15 protein-coding genes are annotated in these 17,396 nt (G+C 71.6%); 11 read left to right on the forward strand and 4 right to left on the reverse strand.

Annotated features, from left to right (window positions below; all coding sequences use genetic code 11):
* Positions 1 to 14 precede the first annotated feature (14 nt).
* Genes ACU6WY_RS04345 through ACU6WY_RS04355 form a run of 3 tightly spaced genes read left to right on the forward strand, consistent with a single transcriptional unit; the run spans position 15 to position 3,301 of the window.
* Positions 15 to 824 (forward strand): transglutaminase-like domain-containing protein, encoded by an 810-nt coding sequence (locus ACU6WY_RS04345; protein ID WP_483821235.1) that lies wholly within the window; start codon positions 15 to 17, stop codon positions 822 to 824.
* A gap of 39 nt (positions 825 to 863) precedes the next feature.
* Positions 864 to 2,528, forward strand: coding sequence for an arginine--tRNA ligase (locus ACU6WY_RS04350; RefSeq protein ID WP_483821236.1), 1,665 nt, complete (start codon positions 864 to 866; stop codon positions 2,526 to 2,528).
* A 2-nt stretch (positions 2,529 to 2,530) separates the two neighbouring features.
* Positions 2,531 to 3,301 (forward strand): LmeA family phospholipid-binding protein, encoded by a 771-nt coding sequence (locus ACU6WY_RS04355; RefSeq protein WP_483821237.1) that lies wholly within the window; start codon positions 2,531 to 2,533, stop codon positions 3,299 to 3,301.
* A 9-nt stretch (positions 3,302 to 3,310) separates the two neighbouring features.
* Here the strand turns inward: ACU6WY_RS04355 and ACU6WY_RS04360 are convergent, their stop codons facing one another.
* Positions 3,311 to 4,417 carry a hypothetical protein gene (locus ACU6WY_RS04360; protein WP_483821238.1) on the reverse strand — a complete coding sequence of 369 codons (1,107 nt, stop codon included), beginning with the start codon at positions 4,415 to 4,417 and terminating at the stop codon, positions 3,311 to 3,313.
* A gap of 238 nt (positions 4,418 to 4,655) precedes the next feature.
* Here ACU6WY_RS04360 and lysA point away from each other — a divergent pair, with 238 nt between their 5' ends.
* From lysA to prfA, 6 genes are all read left to right on the forward strand, one after another.
* A complete protein-coding gene (gene lysA, locus ACU6WY_RS04365) occupies positions 4,656 to 6,107 on the forward strand; it encodes a diaminopimelate decarboxylase (protein WP_483821239.1) in 1,452 nt (483 codons plus the stop codon).
* Complete coding sequence (locus tag ACU6WY_RS04370) at positions 6,104 to 7,435, forward strand: homoserine dehydrogenase (RefSeq protein ID WP_483821240.1); 1,332 nt, start codon at positions 6,104 to 6,106, stop codon at positions 7,433 to 7,435. The genes lysA and ACU6WY_RS04370 overlap by 4 nt, the downstream gene beginning before the upstream one ends.
* A gap of 1 nt (position 7,436) precedes the next feature.
* Positions 7,437 to 8,519 carry a threonine synthase gene (gene thrC, locus ACU6WY_RS04375; protein WP_483821241.1) on the forward strand — a complete coding sequence of 361 codons (1,083 nt, stop codon included), beginning with the start codon at positions 7,437 to 7,439 and terminating at the stop codon, positions 8,517 to 8,519.
* Entirely contained in the window at positions 8,516 to 9,448 is a 933-nt protein-coding gene (gene thrB / locus ACU6WY_RS04380) for a homoserine kinase (RefSeq protein WP_483821242.1), read from the forward strand. The genes thrC and thrB overlap by 4 nt, the downstream gene beginning before the upstream one ends.
* A gap of 154 nt (positions 9,449 to 9,602) precedes the next feature.
* Positions 9,603 to 11,780: a transcription termination factor Rho gene (rho, locus tag ACU6WY_RS04385; protein ID WP_483821243.1), complete on the forward strand. Its 2,178-nt coding sequence runs from the start codon at positions 9,603 to 9,605 to the stop codon at positions 11,778 to 11,780.
* Between the two features lie 18 nt (positions 11,781 to 11,798).
* Positions 11,799 to 12,875 (forward strand): peptide chain release factor 1, encoded by a 1,077-nt coding sequence (gene prfA, locus ACU6WY_RS04390; protein WP_483821851.1) that lies wholly within the window; start codon positions 11,799 to 11,801, stop codon positions 12,873 to 12,875.
* A 150-nt stretch (positions 12,876 to 13,025) separates the two neighbouring features.
* Here the strand turns inward: prfA and ACU6WY_RS04395 are convergent, their stop codons facing one another.
* A complete protein-coding gene (locus tag ACU6WY_RS04395; RefSeq protein ID WP_483821244.1) occupies positions 13,026 to 14,429 on the reverse strand; it encodes an amidase in 1,404 nt (467 codons plus the stop codon).
* A 39-nt stretch (positions 14,430 to 14,468) separates the two neighbouring features.
* Between ACU6WY_RS04395 and ACU6WY_RS04400 the strand changes: the two genes are divergently transcribed.
* The gene (locus ACU6WY_RS04400; RefSeq protein ID WP_483821245.1) at positions 14,469 to 14,876 is read left to right on the forward strand and encodes a hypothetical protein; all 408 of its coding nucleotides are present in this window, start codon (positions 14,469 to 14,471) and stop codon (positions 14,874 to 14,876) included.
* Between the two features lie 6 nt (positions 14,877 to 14,882).
* Here the strand turns inward: ACU6WY_RS04400 and epsC are convergent, their stop codons facing one another.
* Together epsC and cysK are read right to left on the reverse strand one after the other, a co-directional pair.
* Positions 14,883 to 15,452 (reverse strand): serine O-acetyltransferase EpsC, encoded by a 570-nt coding sequence (gene epsC, locus ACU6WY_RS04405; RefSeq protein ID WP_483821246.1) that lies wholly within the window; start codon positions 15,450 to 15,452, stop codon positions 14,883 to 14,885.
* Position 15,453: 1 nt separating this feature from the next.
* Positions 15,454 to 16,392 carry a cysteine synthase A gene (gene cysK, locus ACU6WY_RS04410; RefSeq protein WP_483821247.1) on the reverse strand — a complete coding sequence of 313 codons (939 nt, stop codon included), beginning with the start codon at positions 16,390 to 16,392 and terminating at the stop codon, positions 15,454 to 15,456.
* Positions 16,393 to 16,491: 99 nt separating this feature from the next.
* Between cysK and prmC the strand changes: the two genes are divergently transcribed.
* Positions 16,492 to 17,376, forward strand: coding sequence for a peptide chain release factor N(5)-glutamine methyltransferase (prmC, locus tag ACU6WY_RS04415; RefSeq protein WP_483821248.1), 885 nt, complete (start codon positions 16,492 to 16,494; stop codon positions 17,374 to 17,376).
* The last annotated feature ends 20 nt before the right edge of the window (positions 17,377 to 17,396 follow it).

The raw sequence follows: 17,396 nt of genomic DNA on the forward strand, positions 1-17,396 counted from the left end.
GCGAGGATTGCCCGGTGCCGCGCCGAGTGACCGCTGAACTCGACCTCGATCTGGGGTCGTCCGTCGACCTCATCTTCCAGATCACCGCCGCTCAGGGCGTCCCTCTCGCCAGCGAGCAGCTGACCTTCTCCCAGGGCGATCGCGTGTACACCCCGACCGAGATCGTCGACCAGTCGGGGAGTCGCCTGCACCGCCTCACGGGGGAGCAGGGGCCGCTCTCGGTGCGCTACGAGGCGCTCGTGGCCGGATCGTCGCCGACCCTCCACACCAGTGACCTCGAGACGATCACCTACCTCCGCCCCAGCCGTTACTGCCAGTCCGACGAGGTGTTCGCCCAGGCGCGCCGGCAGTTCCGCGGACTCGCCGGGGCCGAGCTCATCGCCGCGGTCTCGACGTTCGTGGCATCCAGCGTCACCTACACCCCCGGGCTGAGCCTCGGCACCGATAGCGCCGTGACGACCCTCATGACCGGCCAGGGCGTCTGCCGCGACTACGCCCACGTCGTGATCGCGCTGCTGCGCGCGATGGACATGCCGGCCCGCTACGCCGCGTGCTACGCCCCGGGCCTCGAGCCGATGGACTTCCACGCGGTTGCCGAGGCCTACCTTGACGGCGCCTGGTACGTCATCGACGCCACCCGTCTGGCCGACCGGCGCTCCCTCGTGCGCATCGCGACCGGACGCGACGCCGCGGACTGCGCGTTCCTCAGCTACCACGGCGGGTACGTGGGGCTCGAGCGCATGTACGTCGACGCGGTTCTGGAGGAACAGACCCCGGATGCCGCCGCCCCCGACGACCACGAAGCCCTGGTACAGATCGCCTGACGCGGGCCGCGTACCCGCGCGGCCTAGAATTGGAGGGTTATGGATCCCGCAGCCCTCTCCGCCGCCCTGCTCGCCGTCATCGCCCCGCTCGCCGAGGCGCGACGCGAGGGATCCGCCGCGGGACTCACCGCCGCCGACCTGCCGCTCGAGCGCCCCAAGAACCGTGATCACGGCGACTGGGCCTCCAACGCCGCGCTGAAGCTGTCGAAGGTCGTCGGGGCGAACCCGCGCGAGTTCGCCGCCGAGATCGCCGCGGGACTCCAGAGCGTCGAGGGCATCGCGAACGTGGAGGTCGCCGGTCCCGGCTTCATCAACATCCGCCTCGACGCCGCGGCCGCGGGTGCCCTCGCGAAGACGATCGTCGAGCAGGGTGACGCGTTCGGCACGAACGACTCCCAGCGCGGTAACACGATCAACCTCGAGTTCGTCAGCGCCAACCCCACCGGCCCCCTGCACATCGGCCACACCCGCTGGGCGGCCCTGGGTGACGCGATCGCCCGCGTGCTGCTGGCCAGCGGCGCCACCCTCGTGCGGGAGTTCTACATCAACGACGCCGGCGCGCAGATGGAGCGCTTCGGGCGCTCGGTCGTGGCCGCCGCCCAGGGGGAGCCGACCCCCGACGACGGCTATGGCGGCGCGTACATCGCTGCTCTCGCCGAGCGCGTCGTGGCCGCGCGGCCCGACATTCTCAGCCTCGACCGCGACGAGCAGATCGCCGTCGCCACCGAGCTCGCCTACGGATTCCAGCTGGGCGAGATCCAGGCCTCGCTCGAGCGCTTCAACGTGCACTTCGACGTGTGGTTCTCGGAGCGCGACCTGCACGCGCGCGTCGACGGAAAGCCGAGCCTCGTCGACGAGGCCGTCGACCGCCTTCGCGAGCAGGGGCACGTTTTCGATGACGAGGGCGCCGTCTGGGTGCGCACCACCGACTTCGGCGACGATAAAGACCGCGTCATCCGCCGCTCGAACGGGGAGTACACCTACTTCGCCGCCGACGCCGCGTACTACCTCAACAAGGGCGACCGCGGATTCGCGCACAAGATCTACCTCCTCGGCGCCGACCACCACGGCTACGTGCACCGCCTCAAGGCGCTCGCGGGTGCGGCCGGCGACGACCCCGAGAATGACATCGAGGTGCTGATCGGCCAGCTGGTGTCGATCAACGGTGCGCGGCTGTCCAAGCGCGCGGGCAACATCATCGAGCTCGACGACCTGCAGGAGTGGCTCGGCACCGACGCGCTGCGATACTCCCTCGCGCGGTACCCCGCCGACTCGCCCCTCACGCTCGACCCCGAGATCCTGCAGAAGCGCACCAACGACAACCCCGTGTTCTACGTGCAGTACGCCCACGCGCGCACGCACAACGTCGCGCGCAACGCCGCCGACTCCGGCGTCGACCGGACAGAGTTCGCCCCCGAGATGCTCGACCACGAGACCGAGTCGGCGCTGCTCGGCGCGCTGCAGGAGTACCCGCGCGTGGTCGCCTATGCCGCCGATGTTCGCGAGCCCCACCGCGTGGCGCGCTACCTCGAAGAGCTCGCTGGGCTCTACCACCGCTGGTACGACAACTGCCGCGTGATCCCGCTGGGCGACGCTCCGGTCGAGCCGGTGCACCGCACCCGCCTGTGGCTCAACGACGCCACGGGACAGGTGCTCCGCAACGGCCTGACGCTGCTCGGCGTGACCGCCCCGGAGCGCATGTAGTCATGACGGATGCCGAGCGCCCCCGCCGCAAGACACGTCGGTGGATTGCGATCCTGGTGATCGCTGTCGTGGTGGTGGCCGGCCTTCTCGTGGCCGCCGAGGTGATCGCGCGGTCGGTCGTCACGAGCACCGTCCGGTCTCTCATCGTGAAGCACGTGGGCCTGCCCGCCGACCAGCAGATCGACGTCGAGGTGCCCGGCCTGGTCGTGCCGCAGGTGATCGCCGGTCGGCTCGGTGAGGTCACCGTCTCGTCGCCCGACGTCGCCCTCGGCCCGCTCACCGGCGACGTGCGCGTGCAGCTGCAGGACGTGCCCATCTCCGCCGACGCCCCCGCCGAGGGTGGGGCGGCCTCCGTGCGACTCGACCCCGACCAGCTGCGCACGCTGCTGTCGCAGATCCCGGACTTCCCCGCGGCGACCGTGGCCATCGCCGCCCCCGACCTCACGCTGTCGACCGAGGTGTCGGTGTTCGGGATCGGTATCCCGGTGGGGATCTCCGTAGCCCCCGGTGCCGCCGACGGTGATCTGACGCTCACCCCGTCGTCGTTCGAACTCGGCGGTAACCGCGTCGATGCCGACACCCTGCGGGGTCAGCTCGGCGGCGTTGCCGCCGGCCTGCTCCGCACCTGGAATCTCTGTATCGCCGATCAGCTCCCCGCCGGCCTGACGCTCACCTCGGTGACCGTGCAGGGAGACGACGTCGTGGCGACGTTCGACGTCGACGGCGGACTCCTCAGCGACCCGGCGCTTCAGCAGAACGGCTCGTGCGGCTGAGATCGACGCTCACGCGGTGATCCGGAGGAGCCCCGCCTCGACGAGTTCGGCGAGAACGCGGTCGGTGAGATCCCCCGGGTCGTCGCACGCGAAGCGAGCCTCGACCGCGGCGACGATCTCGTCGCGAGGAGCGGTCTCGGCCGCGCGCCACACGGTCGGAGCGATGCCGGCGAGGATTCGCAACGTGCCGCTGCCGTCGGCGTGGGCGGTGAGGACGGCGAGCTGCCCGTCGGGAAGAGCGCACCAGTCCACGGCATCCGTCCGCTCGTAGTGCGGACCCGGCGCGTCGTCACGCGGGGCGCGGGAGGACGAGGCGTCCGCGGGGAACGGCTGCCCCTCGTCGTCGAGCGGGGGCTGCGCGGGCGCGGCGAGCACGGCGTCGACGAGCGGCGCGAGGTCTCGGGACTCGGTGTACTCGGCACGCAGGACACCGCCGGTGCGCTCGATCAAGCGGACCATGGCCCGAACGGGGCGGGGGAGGGCGGCGAGCCCGCTCGACTGGGCGGCGAGCGCGGCGATCGCCTCGCCCGTGGGCACCGGGACGAGTCGGGCCGTGCCGTGGTCGGGGCGGCGGTCGAGGAGGATGAGGCGCGACAGCCGCAGCCCTCGATCGGGGAGAGCCCCGAGAGGTACTTCGTCGGGAGAACGCTGCACCTTGTAGTCGAGGCCGTCGGTGAGGATCGACAGCGGCTTGCGGTAGGCCAGGATCCCCCCGCGGTCGTCGATGCCGACCGTCTCGTCGGAGACGTAGCCGGCCGACGCCGCGAGGGTGTGGATCGCCGTGGTCTTGCCGGCGCCCGACGGCCCGACGAGAACGACCACCCCGCCGTCGGGCCCGGCGAGTCCCGCGGCGTGCAGCATCCAGAGCTCCCCGCGGCGGGCCTCGATCGCGCCCAGGGTCACGGCGCTGGAGAGCGGGGCGAGCATCGCGTCGGGATCGGTCGACGCGGCAGGTGTCACCGTGTGCCGGGGAGCGGTGCCGGGCGCGGCCACGGCGCCGCTCCAGGCGCGGTGTACGGCGGCGCGGGCCGGAGCGTCGAGCTCCGTCAGATCGATGGCGACGGCAGCGCCGACCGCATCGACGACGAGCACGGAGGGAGAGGAGGCCGACGGCACCGGTTCACCGTAGAGCCTGTGACGCGCCGGGCGGCCCCCGCTGACGGCGCCACCGGGTCCGAATGGACGTGGTTCACCCGGTGCTTCACCTGGTTGGAGCGGTGTGGATACGGCAGGGGAAGGGGGCGGCATACGCCGTGCCCTAGACTGCAAGGACTGCCTGTCGCGTGACGCCCCGCGCAGGCAGGAGCCGTGATCCGCGGCCGTCGCGTCGCTGCAAACCCCGATTGGTTCCTCCGTGTCCGCCTCGCACTCCGCGCTCGTGCCCGAGTGGCTCACCGCCCCCGCCGACGCGAACGAACTCGTGACCTCCGTCTGGCCGTCGTCGGCGCACCGCCGCGACGACGGATCCGTCGAAGTCGGGGGAGTGTCGGTGTTCGACCTCCGTGAGCGTTTCGGTACGCCCCTCTACGTTCTCGACGAAGACGAGGTACGCGCGCACGCCCGCCGCGCTCTCTCCGCGTTCACCGCCGCCGCCGAGCGCCACGGCGTCCGTGCCCGCGTGTACTACGCGGGCAAAGCGTTCCTCTCCACCGAGGTCGTGCGATGGGTGACCGCCGAAGGCCTCGCCGTCGACGTGTGCACCCGCGGTGAACTCGAGGTCGCGCTCGCCGGCGGGGCTGATCCCTCGCGCCTGGGATTCCACGGCAACAACAAGAGCATCGGCGAACTCGAACGCGCGGTCGAGGTGGGGATCGGATCCGTCGTGGTCGACAGCCCGATCGAGATCGAACGACTCGCCGCGATCGCCGAGCGCCGGGGCGCGGTGCAGTCCGTGCTCGTGCGGGTGCGCACGGGTGTGCATGCCGAAACGCACGCGTTCCTGGCCACCGCCCACGAAGACCAGAAGTTCGGCTTCTCGCTGGATGCCGCCTCCGGAGCCGTCGCGCGGATCCGCGAACTCCCGAGTCTGCGGTTCGTGGGGCTCCACGCCCACATCGGTTCGCAGATCTTCGACTCCTCGGGATTCCGCGAGTCCGCCGCGCGCCTGGTCGATCTCCACGCCGACCTCCTCGCCGGGGGCGACATCCCGCTCCTGAACGTCGGCGGCGGGTTCGGCATCTCCTACACCTCGGTCGACGACCCTCGCCCGATCGAGGAGATCGCCGACGGCATCCTCGACGCCATCGCCGACGAGTGCGCGGTGCGCGGCATCCCGATGCCCGACGTCGCCTGCGAACCCGGCAGGGTCATCGTGGGGCAGGCCGGTGTCACCCTGTACGAGGTCGGCACCGTCAAGACCGTCGCCCTCGACGACGAACGTGAGCGCACGTACGTCAGCGTCGACGGCGGTATGAGCGACAACGCCCGCCCGGCCCTGTACGGCGCCGACTTTTCGGCCCGGCTCGTTTCGCGGACCAGCCCCGCGGCTCCCACGCTCTCGCGCGTGGTCGGGCGTCACTGCGAGTCGGGCGACATCGTGGTGGATGCCGAGTACCTCCCCGCCGACGTCACCCCCGGCGACCTGCTCGCCGTTCCGGCGACCGGCGCCTACTGCTTCTCGCTCGCGAGCAACTACAACTACACGCCCCGCCCGCCCGTCGTCGCCGTCCGCGCGGGCGAGGCGCGTGTGATCGTGCGCGGCGAGACCGTCGACGATCTGCTCGCCCGCGACCTCGGGGTCGTGGCATCCACCGATTCGTCCTCTTCCCGCGGCCCGGCCGCATCACCCCACGGAGACACCGAATGACCGACTACCGCACGCTGCGCGTGGCGCTGCTGGGCGCCGGGGCCGTCGGCTCGCAGGTCGCCGACCTGCTGCTCAAGCACCGCGCTGAACTGGCCGACCGTGCCGGAGCGAACCTCGAACTCGCCGGCATCGCCGTCCGCAACCTCGACGGCAAGCGCGACGCCGATCTGCCTCGCGAGCTGTTCACGACCGATGCCGAGACCCTCATCGTCGGCTCCGACATCGTCATCGAGCTGATGGGTGGCATCGAGCCGGCCCGTACGCAGGTGCTGCACGCGATCACCTCGGGCGCCGACGTCGTCACCGCCAACAAGGCGCTGCTGGCCACGCACGGGTCCGAGATCTTCGAGGCCGCCGATCAGGTGGGGGCCGAGGTCTACTACGAGGCCGCCGCCGCCGGCGCGATCCCGATCATCCGGCCGCTGCGCGACTCGCTCGCCGGTGACCGCGTCGTACGCATCATGGGCATCGTCAACGGCACGACGAACTACATCCTCGACCGCATGGACACCGAGGGTGCCGACTTCGGCGACGTGCTCGCCCAGGCTCAGGCGCTCGGCTACGCCGAGGCCGACCCCACCGCCGACGTCGAGGGCTACGACGCCGCCCAGAAGGCCGCGATCCTGGCGAGCCTCGCTTTCCACACCACCGTGCCCCTGGATGCCGTCCACCGCGAGGGCATCACGCAGATCGACGCCGCGATGATCGAGTCGGCGCGTCACGCGGGCTACGTCATCAAGCTCCTCGCCGTGTGCGAGCGCCTCCCCGCCACCGACGGAGAGGCGACCGAGTCGATCTCGGTCCGGGTCTACCCGGCGCTGGTCGACCGCGCCCACCCGCTCGCGAGCGTGCACGGAGCCAACAACGCCGTCTTCGTGCAGGCCGAGGCCGCCGGAGACCTGATGTTCTACGGCGCCGGTGCCGGCGGCGTGCAGACCGCCTCCGCGGTGCTCGGCGACGTCGTCTCGGCCGCGCGCCGTCACATCGCCGGGGGAGTGGGCGTGGGCGAGTCCACGCGCGCGAACCTCCCGACCGTGCCGATCGGCCGCGTCATCACGCGCTACCAGATCACGCTCGAGGTCGACGACCAGCCGGGCGTGCTCGCCACGGTCGCCGGGATCCTCAGCGAGGGGCGCGTGTCGATCGCGACCGTCGAGCAGACCGTCATCGAACCGGATGCCGACGACCCCGCCGCGGGCGGTTCGGCGCGTCTGGTCATCGGAACACACCAGGCCCGCGAGCAAGACCTGAGCGAGACCGTCGAGCGTCTCGCCGCGAGCGGCGTCGTTGAGCGCGTGGTCTCGGTACTGCGTGTGGAAGGGAACTGACATGGCACACGTCTGGCGCGGAGTCCTCCGCGAGTACGCCGACCGTCTGGGCGTCACCGACGCCTCCACCGTCGTGACACTGGGAGAGGGCGGTACCCCGCTCATCCCGGCGCCCGCGCTGTCCCGCCGCACCGGCGCCGACGTGTGGGTGAAGTTCGAGGGCATGAACCCCACCGGCTCCTTCAAGGACCGCGGGATGACTGTCGCCCTCTCCCGCGCCGTCGAGCACGGCGCGAAGGCCGTCATCTGCGCCTCGACCGGCAACACCTCGGCCTCGGCCGCCGCGTACGCCGCGCACGCGGGGATCACCGCCGCGGTGCTCGTGCCCGAGGGCAAGATCGCGATGGGCAAGCTGAGCCAGGCCGTCGCACACAACGGTCGCCTCATCCAGATCCGCGGCAACTTCGACGACTGCCTCGAGATCGCGCGCGAGCTGGCCGACCACTACCCCGTGCACCTGGTCAACTCCGTCAACCCCGACCGCATCGAGGGGCAGAAGACCGCCGCGTACGAGGTCGTCGAGCAGCTGGGCGACGCCCCCGACTTCCACTTCATCCCCGTCGGCAACGCCGGCAACTACACGGCATACTCGCGGGGTTACCGCGAAGAGGCCGACCGCGGCGTTTCCACGCGTGTTCCCCGCATGTTCGGTTTCCAGGCCGCCGGCTCCGCCCCGCTCGTGCGCGGCGAGGTCGTGAAGAACCCCGAGACGATCGCCAGCGCCATCCGCATCGGCAACCCCGCCTCGTGGCACCTCGCCCTCGAGGCCCGGGATGCCACCGACGGCTGGTTCGGCGCGATCGACGACGAGCGCATCCTCGCCGCGCAGAAGATCCTCGCCGGCGAGGTGGGCGTCTTCGTCGAGCCGGCATCGGCGATCAGCGTCGCGGGCCTGCTCGACCGGGCCGAGGCGGGCCTCATCCCCGCCGGTGCCAAGGTTGTGCTGACCGTCACCGGTCACGGACTGAAGGACCCGCAGTGGGCCCTGCGCAAGGCCGACGGCACCGACGTGCAGCCCACCGTCGTCGACGCGACCACGTCGGAGGTCGCCTCCGTGCTCGACCTGAAGCCGGTGGCCGAGTGACGACAGCCCCCGGGCGCCGGGTCGCGGTCCGCGTCCCGGCGACCAGCGCCAACCTGGGTCCGGGCTTCGACACCCTGGGGCTCGCGCTGAGCGTCTACGACGAGCTCACGGTCGAGGCACTCGAGCCCGGACGCCTCGAGATCGAGGTCAGCGGCGAGGGTGCGGCTGACGTCCCCCGCGATGCGTCGCACCTGGTGGTGCGCGCGATCGCCCACACGTACGCCTCGGTCGGACGCGAGATGCCGGGCCTGCGCCTGGTGGCGCACAACGTCATCCCGCACGGCCGCGGAATGGGGTCGTCGGGCGCCGCGGTGGTGGCCGGCATCCTCACCGCAAAGGGGCTGCTCGACGGAGAGGTCGCCTTCAGCGACGTCGACCTGCTGCGCCTGGCCACCGAGATGGAGGGGCACCCCGACAACGTCGCCCCCGGTCTGTTCGGCGGTCTGACGATCGCGTGGATGGATGCCGAGGGCCCGCAGCACAAGCAGCTCATCGTGCACCGCGGGGTCTCTCCGCTCGTGCTCGTGCCGAGCTTCACGATGTCGACGGCGGTGGCGCGCAGCCTGCAGCCCCTGCAGGTGCCGCGCGAGGACGCGGTGTTCAACGTCTCGCGATCGGCGCTGCTGATCGCGGCGATGACGCAGAGCCCGGAGCTGCTGATGGCGGCCACCGAAGACAAGCTGCACCAGAACTACCGTGCCCAGGCCATGCCCGAGACCGATCGCCTCGTGCGGGCGCTACGGGCCGAGGGATACGCCGCGGTCGTGTCGGGAGCCGGTCCGAGCGTGCTCGTGCTGGCCGACGGTCCCGGGCAGCGCGTGGCGGCGGCAGACCTTGCCGCCTCCCTCGTCGACACCCCGTGGGAGGCCCTCATGCTGGCCGTCGACGTCAAGGGTGGTACAGTGAGGGACGCAGAGGGTTCCGCTTAGCACGCGAATCTGAGCCTCTGTGACACCTGCGAAATCCGCAACAAATCGCGAACCCGGTATCGGCTGCAGTCTCCCGAACCGCTGGTGAGTGTCTTCGTCTGCCTTCTGCACCGACGACCCGCGATCTGATCACGTTTCATTCTGAGGAGCACTCGTGGAGTCCATCTCCGAGACCCAGCCCATCAACGCGTCCGAGGACGCGGACACCACCCCCGAGGAGCAGTCCGCCGCTCCCACCGACCCGACGCTGTTCGACACCCCCGTCGAGACCGCCGTGGGCGACGACGCCCCTGCCGAGGAGGAGCCTGCGGCCGAGGCCGCGCCCGCCGAAGACGAGGCGCCCGCGGACGAAGAGTCCGCCCCGGCCGAGGACTCCGCCGCCACGGCAGAGGCTCCCGCGTCGGAGGAGTCGGCGCCCGAGGCCCCGGAGGCGCCCGAGGCCCCCGCGGCCGAGGAAGCACCTGCGGCCGAGTCGAAGCCCGCCCGCGCGCCCCGAAAGCGCCCCGCTGCCGCTGCTGCCGCCGCCGAGGCGACGACCGACGAAGCGCCGGCCGAGGCCCCCGCTGCCGAGGAAGAACCCGCCAAGCCCGCCCGCGCACCGCGTAAGCGTGCACCGCGCCGCGCCAAGAGCGCCCCCGCCGACGAGACCGCGACCGAGGCCGTCGCCGAGACCGCGGCCCCCGTCGCCGAGACCGCGGCCCCCGCCGCCGAGGCCGTGCCCGCCGAGGCTGCGCCCGCCGAGGACGCTCCCGCCGCTGAGACGCCGGCCGTCGAGACCGACGCCGCTGCGGCCGACGTCGAGCCCGCCGCGACCTCCGACGCCGACGCGTCGGCCGAGAACGCGCCGCAGCCCGCCGCCGACGCCGAGAGCACGGCATCCGGTGCCGAGGGTGACAACACCGAGGACTCCTCGGAGACGCCGTCGCGCAGCCGGAGCCGCAGCCGCTCACGCAACCGCAACCGCAACAAGGCCGAGGCCGCCGAGAAGAGCGAGCCGCAGGCCCCCGCGGCCGCCCCCGCCGCCGACGAGGCCGAGGCGCCCGCGCAGAACGGGCAGCAGGCGCAGCAGCAGAACCAGGGCAACGGCCGCAATCGCCAGCGCAACAAGCGCCGCGGTCAGGGCACCACGGGCGACGAGTTCGAGACCGAGATCGGTGAAGACGACGTCCTCATCCCGATCGCCGGCATCCTCGACGTGCTCGACAACTACGCCTTCGTCCGTACCACCGGCTACCTGCCCGGCCCGAGCGACGTCTACGTCTCGCTGGGTCAGGTCAAGAAGTACAACCTGCGCAAGGGCGACGCCGTCGTCGGTGCGATCAAGCAGCCGCGCGAGACCGAGCAGTCCACCCGCCAGAAGTACAACGCGCTGGTCAAGGTCGACTCGATCAACGGCCTGTCCGTCGATGACGCCGCCGGCCGTGTGGAGTTCGGCAAGCTGACGCCGCTCTACCCGCAGGAGCGCCTGCGCATGGAGACCGCGCCCGAGAAGCTCACGCAGCGTCTCATCGACCTCGTCGCCCCCGTCGGCAAGGGCCAGCGCGGCCTCATCGTCGCCCCGCCCAAGGCGGGCAAGACGATCGTGCTGCAGCAGATCGCGAACGCGATCGCCCAGAACAACCCCGAGGTGCACCTGATGGTCGTGCTCGTGGACGAGCGGCCCGAAGAGGTCACCGACATGCAGCGGACCGTCAAGGGCGAGGTCATCGCCTCGACCTTCGACCGCCCGGCCGAAGACCACACCACCGTCGCCGAGCTCGCGATCGAGCGCGCCAAGCGTCTGGTCGAGCTCGGTCGCGACGTCGTCGTGCTGCTGGACTCGATCACCCGCCTCGGCCGTGCGTACAACCTCTCGGCTCCCACCTCCGGCCGCGTGCTCACCGGCGGTGTCGACGCCTCGGCGCTGTACCCGCCCAAGCGCTTCTTCGGCGCCGCGCGCAACATCGAGAACGGTGGTTCGCTCACGATCCTGGCCACGGCCCTGGTCGAGACCGGCTCCAAGATGGACGACGTGATCTTCGAGGAGTTCAAGGGCACCGGCAACAGCGAACTGCGCCTGAGCCGCCAGCTCGCCGACAAGCGCATCTTCCCCGCGGTCGACGTCAACGCGTCGTCGACGCGTCGCGAAGAGATGCTGCTCTCGCCCGACGAGGTCAAGATCACCTGGAAGCTGCGCCGCGCCCTCGCCGGCCTGGACCCGCAGCAGGCGCTCGAGGTCGTGCTCGGCAAGATGAAAGAGACGCAGTCCAACGTCGAGTTCCTCGTCCAGATGCAGAAGTCGATCCCGGCCCCCGCGCGCGGAGACAACGGGCACGACAACGGCATCCGCTGAGTCGTGTCCGACTCCGGCATCCTCGAGTCCGTCCGCGGGCTGCTCGACGAGCACCGGGAGATCGAGCTCGAGCTCAACGATCCCGCGGTGCACGCCGATGCGGCGCGCGCGAAACGCGTCAACCGGCGCTACGCCGAGCTGAACCGCATCGTGCACGCCTACGAGGCGTGGCAGGCGGCATCCGACGATTTGGAGGCCGCGCGCGAACTCGCCCGTGAAGATGCCGCGTTCGCCGAGGAAGTGCCCTCGCTCGAGGCGCGGCTCGACGAGAGTCAGGAGCGTCTGCGGCGCCTCCTCATCCCGCGCGATCCCGACGACGCCCGTGACGTGATCATGGAGATCAAGGCGGGCGAAGGCGGGGCGGAGAGCGCCCTGTTCGCGGCCGACCTTCTGCGCATGTACCTGCAGTACGCGGCATCCATGGGCTGGAAGGCCGAGATGCTCGAGCGCAACGAGTCCGACCTCGGCGGCTACAAAGACGTCCAGATTGCGATCAAGGGGTCCTCGACCGACCCCGCGCAGGGGGTATGGGCGCACCTGAAGTACGAGGGCGGCGTGCACCGCGTCCAGCGCGTGCCGGCCACCGAGTCGCAGGGGCGCATCCACACCTCCACGACCGGCGTGCTCGTCTTCCCCGAGGTCGATGAGCCGGAAGAGATCGCGATCGACCCGAACGATCTCAAGATCGACGTGTTCCGTTCGTCGGGCCCGGGCGGTCAGTCGGTCAACACGACCGACTCCGCGGTGCGCATCACGCACGTGCCGACGGGCATCGTCGTGTCGATGCAGAACGAGAAGTCGCAGCTGCAGAACCGCGAAGCGGGTATGCGCGTGCTGCGCGCCCGACTGCTGGCGAAACAGCAGGAGGAGCGCGACGCGCAGGCCGCCGATGCGCGTCGTTCGCAGATCCGCGGGATGGATCGCTCCGAGCGCATCCGCACGTACAACTTCCCCGAGAACCGCATCGCCGACCACCGGACCGGGTACAAGGCCTACAACCTCGACCAGGTCATGGACGGCGCGCTCGGCCCCATTATCGAGTCGGCGATCAGCGCCGACGAAGAGGCACGGCTCGCGGCTCTGTCCGAGGGCTGAGTCCCGCTCTTCGCATCGGCCGTCTCGGCCGCACAACTCCGGCAGATCTGTCGCGAGCCGCTGCTCCGGCCGCGGGAGCCCGCAGATTGCAGGAGTTGTGCGGTACACCGCCCCGGCCCGGGCGCGGCGGTCCTCATCGGCCGAGGAACCTCAGGCGTCCCAGACGGGCGGGTGGGGGAGGGATCCCCGGCGCTGCTCGAGCTGCGCCCCCAGTGCCAGAAGCGTCGCCTCCCCGCCGGGGCGGCCGATCAGCTGCACTGAGACCGGGTGGCCGGAGGCGTCGGTCGTCACCGGCAGCGTCAGCGCGGGGAGCCCCGCGACATTGACGAAGCTGGAGTACGGGGCGTACTCCACCTGCATCGCGAACGTGCGTTCCGGGTCGTGCCCGGCGTACCACCCGACCGGCCGCGGCGACTGCGCGAGCGCGGGCGTGAGCACGGCGTCGAACGCCCCGAAGTCGGCGATCGTCCGCCGTTCGAACGCGCGCGCCGCCGAGAGCCCGCCGAGCAGGTCGAGCGCCGACAGTGCGCGCCCCTCCCGGACGAGCCACGCGGTCAGCGGCTCGACGAGCGTCATGTCGTCGTCGCTCAGCGGGATGCGTGCGGCGCTGGCGCGCCACAGCACGCGGAACAGGGCGGCGTAGCCGAACGGATGCCAGGCCGCCTCCGCCACGGCGTGCCCGGCGTCGTCGAGCCAGGCGGCCGCCGTGTCCCACGCCGCGCGCGCGTCGGGGTCGAGCACGATGTGCTCGTCGTCGTCCCAGGGAGACACCGTGGTCACCCCGATCCGCAGGCCCGAGCGCTCGCGGCGTGCCGCGTCGACGAAGGGACCCGCCCCGGGAGCGGCGGTCGCGTACGAGAACGGCGCGAGACCGACCAGGGCGTCCAGGAGCAGGGCGGCATCCTCGACCGAACGCGCGAGGGGGCCGGTGACCGACAGGCCGTCGGGCGACTCGAAGCCCGACCCGAGCGGCAGGCGCCCGCGCGACGGCTTCAGCCCCACGACCCCGACCGTCGCCGAGGGGATGCGGATCGACCCGCCGCCGTCCGATCCGACCGCGGCCGGCAGCAGACCCGCGGCCACGGCGACCGCCGCGCCGCCGCTCGACCCGCCGGCGCCGGCCGAGAGACGCCAGGGATCGCGCGCGGGGGAGTGGATGAGCGGCTCGGTGAAGCCGGTCAGCCCGAACTCCGACGTGCTCGTCTTTCCCAGGCTCACCGCACCCGCGGCATCCATCGCCCACGCGAGGGGGTCGGATGCCGCGGGCACGAGGTGAGCTCGGGCGCGCGAGCCGTAGCGGGTCGCGACCCCGGCCCGGGCGACGAGGTCCTTCTCGGCCGAGGGGACGCCCCAGAGCACGCCGTCGGGGACGCCCGCGTCGAGCACGCCCGCACGCGCGCGGGCGGCGTCGGGGGTGACCTCAACGAACGCGCCCAGGTCGGCGAACCGGCGGATGCGGTCGAGGTAATGGTCGGTGAGCTCGGCGGAGGAGAGCCCGCCCCGCTGGAGTCCCTCGACCTGGGCAACGAGCGACAGATCGTGGAGCGCAGGCATGAATCGAGCCTACGACCGGCGTTCCGCTAGCCTCGCATCATGAAGACCCGGCTCTTGCGCGTGCTCGTCTATCTGGCCTCGGCGGCCGCGGGTCTCGTGCTCGCCGACCTCCTCGTCGACGGATTCCGCATCTCGTGGCTCGACTGGTGGGGCTTTCTTGTGGCGATCGTGGTCTTCGCGATCCTGCAGAGCATCGCGACACCCCTGGCGACCCGCCTCGCCGAGAAGCACGCACCGCTGCTACTCGGCGGCATCGGGATCATCGCCACGTTCGCGTCGTTGCTGGTCGTCGCCTTCCTGCCGTCCGCGGGCATCCGGATCACCGCCGTGGGCGCCTGGTTCCTCGCGCCGCTCGTGGTGTGGATCGTCTCGGCGATCGTCACGTGGGTGCTGACCGTGGTGTTGATCGACCGTCGATCGAAGGCCAGCGCACCCGAGAAGCGCTGACCCCGATCAGATCCAGTACTCGGGGGCGGTGAGCAGCGCGCGCGTGTCCTCGCTCACTCGGCGCACTCGGGCCTTGGCGGGAACACCCACGAGGACGCTGTCGGCGGGCGCGTCGCGCGTCACGACGGCATTCGCGCCGACGAGGGAGCGCGCTCCGATCGTGATGGGCCCGAGGATCTTCGCCCCGGCGCCGACGGCGACACCGTCGTGCAGGGTCGGGTGGCGCTTCCCACCCTCGCGCTGACGCCCCCCGAGGGTGACGCCGTGGTACAGCATGACGTCGTCGCCGACCTCCGCCGTTTCTCCGATGACCACGCCCATGCCGTGATCGATGAAGAAACGGCGACCGATCGTCGCGCCGGGGTGGATCTCGATGCCGGTCATCCACCGTGCCACCTGCGAGATCGCGCGCGCGGGGAACCGCACACCGCGCCGCCACAGGCGGTTCGACACGCGGTGGGCCCACACCGCGTGCAACCCCGGGTAGAGCAGGGCGATCTCGAGGCCGCCGCGGGCCGCGGGGTCGCGGAGCTTGGCGGCCTCGACGTCTTCGCGGACGCGCGAGAGGACCCCCACGTCAGTCTTCGCGCAGGTGCTCGTACAGAGCGGTGGAGAGGTAGCGCTCACCGTACGACGGGATGATGACGACGATGTTCTTGCCGGCGGCCTCGGGGCGGCGGGCGATCTCGAGAGCGGCCCAGATCGCGGCGCCCGACGACATGCCGACGAGGATGCCGTCCTTCGCCGCGGTCTCGCGGGCGAGGCGGATCGCGTCATCGAACTCGACGTCGATGACCTCGTCGATGATGTCGCGGTCGAGGATCGCCGGAACGAAGTTGGGTCCGATGCCCTGGATCTTGTGGGGGCCGGGGTGTCCCTTGGTGAGGATGGGGGAGTCGGCGGGCTCGACGGCGACGACCTTCACGCCCGGGACGCGCTCCTTGAGCACCTGACCGACGCCGGTGATGGTGCCGCCCGTCCCGATCCCGGCGACGAAGTAGTCGACCTTGCCGTCGGTGTCGCGCAGGATCTCCTCGGCGGTGGTCTTGCGGTGGATGGCGGGGTTGGCGTCGTTCTCGAACTGACGCGCCCAGACGGCGCCCGGAGTCTCGGCGACGATGCGCTTGGCCTCGTCGACCGCGTGCGACATGCCCTTGGTCGGGTCAGTGAGCACGAGCTCCGCCCCGAACGCCTTCAGCAGGATGCGGCGCTCCTTCGACATGGAGGCGGGCATGGTGAGGATGACCTTGTAGCCGCGTGCGGCGCCGACCATGGCCAGGGCGATGCCGGTGTTCCCGCTCGTGGACTCCACGATCGTGCCGCCCGGCTTCAGCTCACCCGACGCCTCGGCGGCGTCGACGATGGCGATGCCCAGACGGTCCTTGACGCTGGAGGCGGGGTTGTAGAACTCGAGCTTCGCGAGGATCTGGCCCCCGGCGCCCTCCGCGACGCGGTTGAGGCGCACCAGCGGGGTGTCGCCGAACGCGGAGGTGATGTCGGAGTGGATGCCGGGCATGGCTCGCCTTTCGCCGTCGGTCAGAACGCGACAATCCTAGGCGAGCCAGGGGCTGCCGGGCCCGTGTGTGACGCTGCACGACTAGGCTCGGGAGCCGTCATGCCCGAGACCGCACCCTCCCCACTCCCGCCCATCGCCGATGTCGTCCGCGACGCCGCGGCCCGGTTCGCCGCCGCCGGGATCCTCGACCCCCGCGTCGACGCCGAACTCCTCCTGGCCCACGTGCTGTCCACCTCGCGCGGCGGGGTGCAGGCCGCCGCCATCCGTGGCGACCGGATGCCGGAAGCCGCCGCCCGCGTGTGGGACGAGCTGATCGCGCGTCGCTGTGCGCGCGAACCCCTGCAGCACCTCACCGGGACCGCCCCCTTCCGTTCTCTCGAGCTGGGCGTGGGGCCGGGCGTCTTCGTCCCGCGCCCCGAGACCGAGATGGTGGCGCAGCTGGCGATCGACGCCCTCGGCTCCGCGGCCTCGCCCGCGCCGATCGCGGTCGACCTCGGGACCGGCAGCGGGGCGATCGCCCTCGCGATGGCGACCGAGGTCCCGCACGCTCGCGTCTACGCGGCGGAGAACTCCGTCGAGGCGTTCGTCTGGGCGAAGGAGAACGTCGCTCGCGTCGGCGCCACGAACCTCCATCTCGCCTTCATCGACCTGGCCCGCGCCTTCCCCGAGCTCGACGGCACCGTCTCGGTCGTGGCATCCAACCCCCCGTACGTGCCCGACGACGCGATCCCGCGCGACCCGGAGGTGCGCCTGTACGACCCGCCGGCCGCTCTGTACGGCGGGCCGGACGGTCTGGATGCCGTCCGCGTGCTCAGCCGGGTCGGTCTCCGCCTCGCGCACCCGGGAGGGGTCATCGTCATCGAGCACGGCGAGTGGCAGGGCGCCGCGATCCGCGAGCTCCTGACCGTCGACGGATGGCGGGCAGCGGCGACGCATCCCGACCTCACCACCCGCGACCGCGCCACCACCGCCCTCCGTCCCTGACCGCAGCCGGTCCCCGGCGT

It is taken from the genome of Microbacterium sp. ZW3a (genome assembly GCF_057167165.1).